This is a genomic window from Amycolatopsis sp. NPDC059657, assembly GCF_042734395.1.
Lineage (GTDB): Bacteria > Actinomycetota > Actinomycetes > Mycobacteriales > Pseudonocardiaceae > Amycolatopsis.
The window spans coordinates 6,805-12,560 of sequence record NZ_JBHWEB010000191.1; the positions used below are offsets into that span (position 1 = coordinate 6,805).

Genomic DNA, 5,756 nt, shown 5'->3' on the forward strand with positions numbered 1-5,756 from the left:
GCTTCCTCCGGGGGTTCCCTCTCTTTTTTGGGGTGTGGGTGGTGCGCCGGCCGGTCCCCCCCCCCCCCAACACTCACGACCTCACGCGACGGCGGTGCCCTCCAGCTCGACCAGCTGCCCGGGGATCGCCAGGCGCGTCACCCCCAGCATCGTGGTGGCGGGCGCCACCCGTGCCGCGCCCAGCCGCGAGGCGAGCACGCCGTAGTGCTGGAAGAGCAGGTCGACGTCGGTCGTGTAGACGTTGAGCCGGACCAGGTTCGCCAGCGACATGCCCGCCTCGGCGAGCACGGCCTCCAGATTCTCGAGGCTCAACAGCACCTGGCCCGCCATGTCACCCTCACACTCGGGCTTGCCTTCGCTGTTCATCGCGGTCTGCCCTGAGCAGTACAGCGTGCGGGTGTGCCCGGAGACGAGTTCGCCCTGGTTGAATCCCAGCTCCGCCGACCAGGTGACCGGGTTGACGGCCGTTCTTTCCACTGCCACTTCAGCTCCATTCGGTTCAGTGGCGCCAAGCCTCGCAAGCGATATACGACATCCTGTGTCGTGTATTCCGGTAGATTTCCGGCATGCGCGCCGACCGGTTGGTCTCGCTGGTGCTGCTGCTGCGCCAGCGCGGACGGCTGTCGGCGGCCACGCTCGCCCGCGAGCTGGAGGTGTCGACGCGCACCGTCTTGCGTGACATCGAGGCGTTGTCCGCGGCCGGTGTACCGGTCTACGCCGAGCGCGGCAGGCATGGCGGTTTCGCGCTGCTGCCGGGTTTTCGGACGGAGCTCACCGGGCTGAGCCATGACGAGGCGCTCGCGCTGCTGGTCGCGGGATCGCGGCGGGGCGCGCAGGTGTTCGGCCTCGGCTCGGCGCTCGCTTCGGCCGTGCTCAAGGTGGTCGACGCGCTGCCGGAGGGTTACCGGGACACCGCGGCGGGCGCGGCGCGGCGGTTGCTCATCGACCCTGAGACCGATCTGCTCGCGCGGCGGGTGGACGCCGACGAGGTACCCGACGCCGTGGTGAGCGAGGTCCGGCGCGCGGTGTTCGCCGGGCACCGGCTGCGCCTCCGGTACGCGGCCGTCGACCAGGCGCCGAAGTGGCGCACGGTGGACCCGATCGGCCTGGTCACCGTGCGCGGCCACGGCTATCTGCTGGCGACGAGGTCCGGCGAGGACCGCACCTACCGGCTGGCGAGGGTGCTGGCCGCCGAGGAGCTCGACGAACCGGCGCAGCGGCCCGACCTCGTCGATCTGGACCGCGCCTGGCGGGACCGCAGCACGCGGTTCCGTACCGGCGGTGACCAGGTCGCCGTGGTGGTCCGCGTGGCACCGGCGCGGCGCGAGGAACTGGTGGCCACCGCGTTAGCCGTCCACGCCGAGGAAACCGACGCGGACGGCTGGCTGCGGCTCGAAGTGACCTTCCAAGATCCGAGGCACGCCGAATGGGCGTTGTGGCAGCTCACCACGCAGGCGGAAGCTCTTGCCCCGCAGTGGCTGCGCACCGCGCTGAGCGAACGGGCGACCGCGGTCGCCACCCGCTACGCGCAGGCTCAGCCGAACATGCCGACCTGATAGTCGCCCGCGGGCTGCTGGACGATGACGTTGAGCCGGTTGTAGGCGTTGATCAGCGCGATCAGGCCGGTCAGCGCGGCGAGCTGGTCCTCGTCGTAGTGCTTGGCGGCGTTGGCCCACACCTCGTCGCCGACCCCGGCCGAGTCGGCGATGCGGGTGCCCTGCTCGGCCAGCTCCAGCGCGGCACGCTCGGCCTCGGTGAAGACCTTCGCCTCGCGCCAGCCGGCGACCATGTGCAGCCGCTGCGCGGTCTCACCGGCGTGCGCGGCCTCCTTGGTGTGCATGTCGAGGCAGAACCCGCAGCCGTTGATCTGGCTGGCGCGGATCTTCACGAGCTCCTGCGTGGCCGCCGGCAGCCCCGAGTCGGCCAGCACCTTGCCGGCCGAGTTGATGTACTTCATGAACTTGCCAGCGACGGGGTTGGCGAAGACGTTCAGCCGGGCTTCCATGATGTTCTCCTTGCCATGGTGACGAATACACAGCGTTGACGAGTCGGACCCCTCGATGTGTGACAGCCTCGCGAGTGATGTGCGTCACGCACCCGTGAGACATAAGTAAGGAATGTCACGCTTGGGCCGAAAGAGGTGGATCCAGGGTCGTTCGCGCCCGAACGATGGGATCGGCGTCTCGCGGAATTGGATGTTTAGACCATCGGAGTGAGGCGCCGGTCATGGTGAACATCAGATTCAGCTCAAGTGAAGGCGCATCGGCGTAAGCGCCGCCGCGACGCTGTTATCAAACCTAGATCAACCTGTTAATCTCCCTCTTCGCTGCTTACCAAGCGAGGAGAATTCCGGGTGTCGGACAACAACGTGGCTTCCACCGTTCAGGATACGGAGAGCGTGGCCGCACTGGTCGGCGAGAAGTTGACCTTGACAGCATTCAACGGGCTTTCGGGAAGCCTCGGCGGATACGCCTTCGTCAAGGTCGTCGTCGACCGCGAAAATTCCACGATCCACTTCTTGAACAACGCCCGGCACTCCTTCCACGCCATCTACATCGGCGAAGAGATCCTTGGCATTTCGAAAGACCGCATGGGTGCGCGGATCGACGAATTCAACCAGCAGTTCTACCACGACGCCGACCGGCGCTTCTATCTCGGCATCCTCGCGCTGCACACCAGGCAGGACGACGAAACCGGGCAGGAGTGGCGCGTCTTCTCGCTGGAGACCGTCGAGGTCGACACCATGTCGGCCGACATGATCACCTATTTCCACGGATTCGTCCGCGCGCATCTCGACGACGCTCTCCCGTTGCTGTTCAAGCCCGCGAACCATCTGCAGGAGCGGGCCATCCTGGAATTGTCGCCGACGGCGCTGCCGCGCATTCTCGCGCACGAGCTGTTCTCCAGCTCCCAATTCGTGCCGCTGAACAGCGGGGTCACCACCGGCCGTCTGCGCGCGTTCCGTGACGAGGCCGAGTATCGCGCCGCCGCCGGAACGCTGGAATGGCACGACATCATCGTCATGCACCGGGTGCCCGACGACATCCCGCGCCTCGCCGGGATCATCAACGCGCACCACACCACCCCGTTGTCGCACACGAATGTGCTGGCCACCGGCTGGCAGATTCCCAATGCCATCCAGATCGGCGTCTTCGACCTGATCGAGCGGGAAAGCCTCAACGGCCAATGGGTCGAGTACGAGGTCGACGACGGCAACCCGACGGTCAGCCTGCGCCTGGTCGACGAGCCCGCGTCGGCGAACCAGCGCCCTGCTTGGTACGCGCAGCGCATCGTGCTCGACGAGCCCGAGTCCGAGCACACGCCGATCGCGGCGCTGAACGAGCTGCGCCACCGTGATCACCACCGCTACGGCACCAAGGCCGCGAACCTCGGCGAGCTGCATTACGTGCTGGCCAACGGTTCGCAGCGCCTACTCGGCTTCTTCCAGGTCCCGCGCCCGCCGCGCGAGAACCTGCTCCCGTATCTCGGGAAGCTGCTCGGCACACCGGACGGCGATCTCATGTCCGCCGCGCGCAAGCTGCTCGACGAGCGCGTCCGTGTGCCGCGCGGCATCGCGCTGCCGTTCTCGGTGCAGCAGCGGTTCCTCGAGTCCTCGCCGCGGATCCAGCAGGCCATCGGCAAGCTCAAGATGGCGCTGGAGCTCAACGCCCGTGAGGTCGAGCCGCTCTGCGTCGAACTGCAGCAGCTCATCCGCGGCGCCCGCATGCCTGCCGACCTGGTCTCCGAGATCGACAACGCGCTGATCGCGCAGCTCGCGGGCGTGCGCGCGTTCGTCGTGCGCAGCTCGTCCAACGCCGAAGACCTGGCCGGGTTCTCCGCCGCCGGGATCTACGAGTCGATCAACCACGTGACCACCGCCGAGAAGATCCTGACCAGCATCAAGGAGGTCTGGGCCTCGCTGGTTTCGGTGCGCAGCGTCCGGCTGCGCGAGCAGGCCGGCATCTCGCTCGACGAGTGCTTCATGGGCGTGGTGATCCAGGAGCAGGTCGCCGCCGACTTCGGCGGCGTGCTGGTGACCAGCAATCCCTTGAACCGCAACGACTTCCGCAATGTGTACGTCAACGTGTCGCCGCAGGTGACCGATGTGGTCGACGGCTCGAAGCAGCCGATGCAGTACCTCTACAACACCGTCGAGGGCGGCGGCCGCACCATGTCGCTCGGCGACGCCAAGGAAGACCTCGGCGAGCGCGCCAAGGAGCAGCTGCAGCGGCTCGCCGTCACCGGCCGCCTGCTGCAGTCGCACTTCTCCCCCGACTACACCTTCGACTCCCCAGTCGACATCGAGTGGCTCGCCGACGAGGACCGGATCCACATCGTCCAGCTACGTCCCTACTCGGTCTGACGCGTCAGTTTCACTAGGAGCACTTCATGCTGGGCCTCCGCCTGCCCGCGAACCCGGAAGTACGCCGGGCCGTGCGGCTGACCTACGGTTTCCAGTTCTTCTTCGGGCTGCTGCTGTGGGTGCCGATCTTCTACAGCTACCAGAAGCAGCTCGGGATGAGCGACGCCGAGATCTTCGGCATCCAGAGCATCTACTACATCGCGTTCTGCCTGCTGGAGATCCCGACCGGGATGATCGCCGACCGGTTCGACTACCGGACCTCGCTGGTCGCGGGCGCGTCGGTGCTGGTCGGCGCGAACCTGGTGCCGGTGTTCATGGGTTCCTACGCGGGGTTCCTGATCCATTTCCTGCTCATCGCGCTGGCGCGCTCGCTCATCTCGGGCGCGCAGAGCGCGTATCTCTACGAGTACCTGCACGCGCAGGGAGCGGGTTCGCTGTATCTGAAGGTCGAAGGCGTCGGGCGGTCGTACAGCCTGGTCGGCAAGATCGTGTTCTGGCCGGTGATCGGGCTGCTCATGCAGTGGAGCATGTCTTCGCCGTACTGGATCACCGCGATCAACGCGGGCATCGCCGTGCTGATGGCACTCAAGCTCCCGGCGATCCCCGGTGGCCGGGTCAACCGAGACAAGACGGCGTCGCTCATCGCGGGCGTCGGCGGCGCGTTCTCGGCGCTGCGGTCGTCACGCTGGTTGATGCTGCTCATGGTGCAGGGCATCGCGATGTTCACGCTGGTGCGCATCTGCCAGGTCAACCTGTTCCAGCCGATCCTGGAGTCGAAGCACGTCGCGGTCGACTGGTACGGCGCGGTGCTCGCGGCGATGACGATCTTCGAAGCACTCGGCGCGGCCCGCCCGCACCGCCTGCGCCGCGCGGTCGGCCCGGCGGGCGCGGTGTTCCTGCTGACCATCGTGATGGCGCTGTGCCTCGGTTTCATCGTCGCGGTGCCCGCGATGGCGACCGTGGTGCTGCTCTGTGTTTTCGCGGTGGCGACCGGGATTTCGTTCCCCATCCAGAAGCAGCTGCTCAACGACGCGATCCCGGATTCGAAGTACCGCGCGACCTTGCTGTCGATGGAGTCGATCATCGACAGGGCGGTCTGCGCGCTGGTCGCGGTGGCGCTCGGCGCCTACCTCGCGGCCGGTGAGCTGAACGGGTTCCTGCTGCTGTCGGCGATCGTGACGTGCACGCTGATGGCTTTGCTCGGCGCGCTGCTGATCCTCGTCCGCCGCCGAAAACCAGCCCGGGCCTATTGAAGGTCGTGAGTGGTATGGCCGGTTAGAACCGGCCGTACCACACACGCCCCCCCTGATGAACATATAGAAGCAACCCCCATAGGTGATCGGGCCGATAAAAGGCAGGAACTGGCCCCACAGGTAGGCGGCGACCCAGCGGC

At 66.9% G+C, this 5,756-nt stretch carries 5 protein-coding genes; 3 read left to right on the forward strand and 2 right to left on the reverse strand.

Annotated features, from left to right (window positions below; genetic code table 11):
* Window positions 1-81 precede the first annotated feature (81 nt).
* On the reverse strand, window positions 82-477 hold the full coding sequence (locus tag ACFV15_RS45955) for a RidA family protein (protein ID WP_378359540.1): 396 nt from the start codon (window positions 475-477) through the stop codon (window positions 82-84).
* A gap of 89 nt (window positions 478-566) precedes the next feature.
* On the opposite strand from ACFV15_RS45955, the gene ACFV15_RS45960 reads away from it, so the two are divergent.
* Entirely contained in the window at window positions 567-1,556 is a 990-nt protein-coding gene (locus ACFV15_RS45960; protein WP_378359533.1) for a helix-turn-helix transcriptional regulator, read from the forward strand.
* On the opposite strand, the gene ACFV15_RS45965 is transcribed toward ACFV15_RS45960, so the two are convergent.
* A complete protein-coding gene (locus tag ACFV15_RS45965) occupies window positions 1,535-2,005 on the reverse strand; it encodes a carboxymuconolactone decarboxylase family protein (RefSeq protein WP_378359535.1) in 471 nt (156 codons plus the stop codon). The two genes, ACFV15_RS45960 and ACFV15_RS45965, sit on opposite strands and share 22 nt — an antisense overlap.
* Before the next feature lie 423 nt (window positions 2,006-2,428).
* On the opposite strand from ACFV15_RS45965, the gene ACFV15_RS45970 reads away from it, so the two are divergent.
* Complete coding sequence (locus tag ACFV15_RS45970) at window positions 2,429-4,363, forward strand: PEP/pyruvate-binding domain-containing protein (RefSeq protein ID WP_378359537.1); 1,935 nt, start codon at window positions 2,429-2,431, stop codon at window positions 4,361-4,363.
* 26 nt (window positions 4,364-4,389) lie between these two features.
* Window positions 4,390-5,616, forward strand: a complete 1,227-nt coding sequence (locus ACFV15_RS45975) for an MFS transporter (protein ID WP_378359538.1) — start codon at window positions 4,390-4,392, stop codon at window positions 5,614-5,616.
* The last annotated feature ends 140 nt before the right edge of the window (window positions 5,617-5,756 follow it).

Coding starts and splice junctions, on each gene's coding strand:
- ACFV15_RS45965 (WP_378359535.1), bottom strand. CDS start 2,005: ATGGAAGCCCGGCTGAACGTCTTCGCCAACCCCGTCGCTGGCAAGTTC.
- ACFV15_RS45975 (WP_378359538.1), top strand. CDS start 4,390: ATGCTGGGCCTCCGCCTGCCCGCGAACCCGGAAGTACGCCGGGCCGTG.
- ACFV15_RS45960 (WP_378359533.1), top strand. CDS start 567: ATGCGCGCCGACCGGTTGGTCTCGCTGGTGCTGCTGCTGCGCCAGCGC.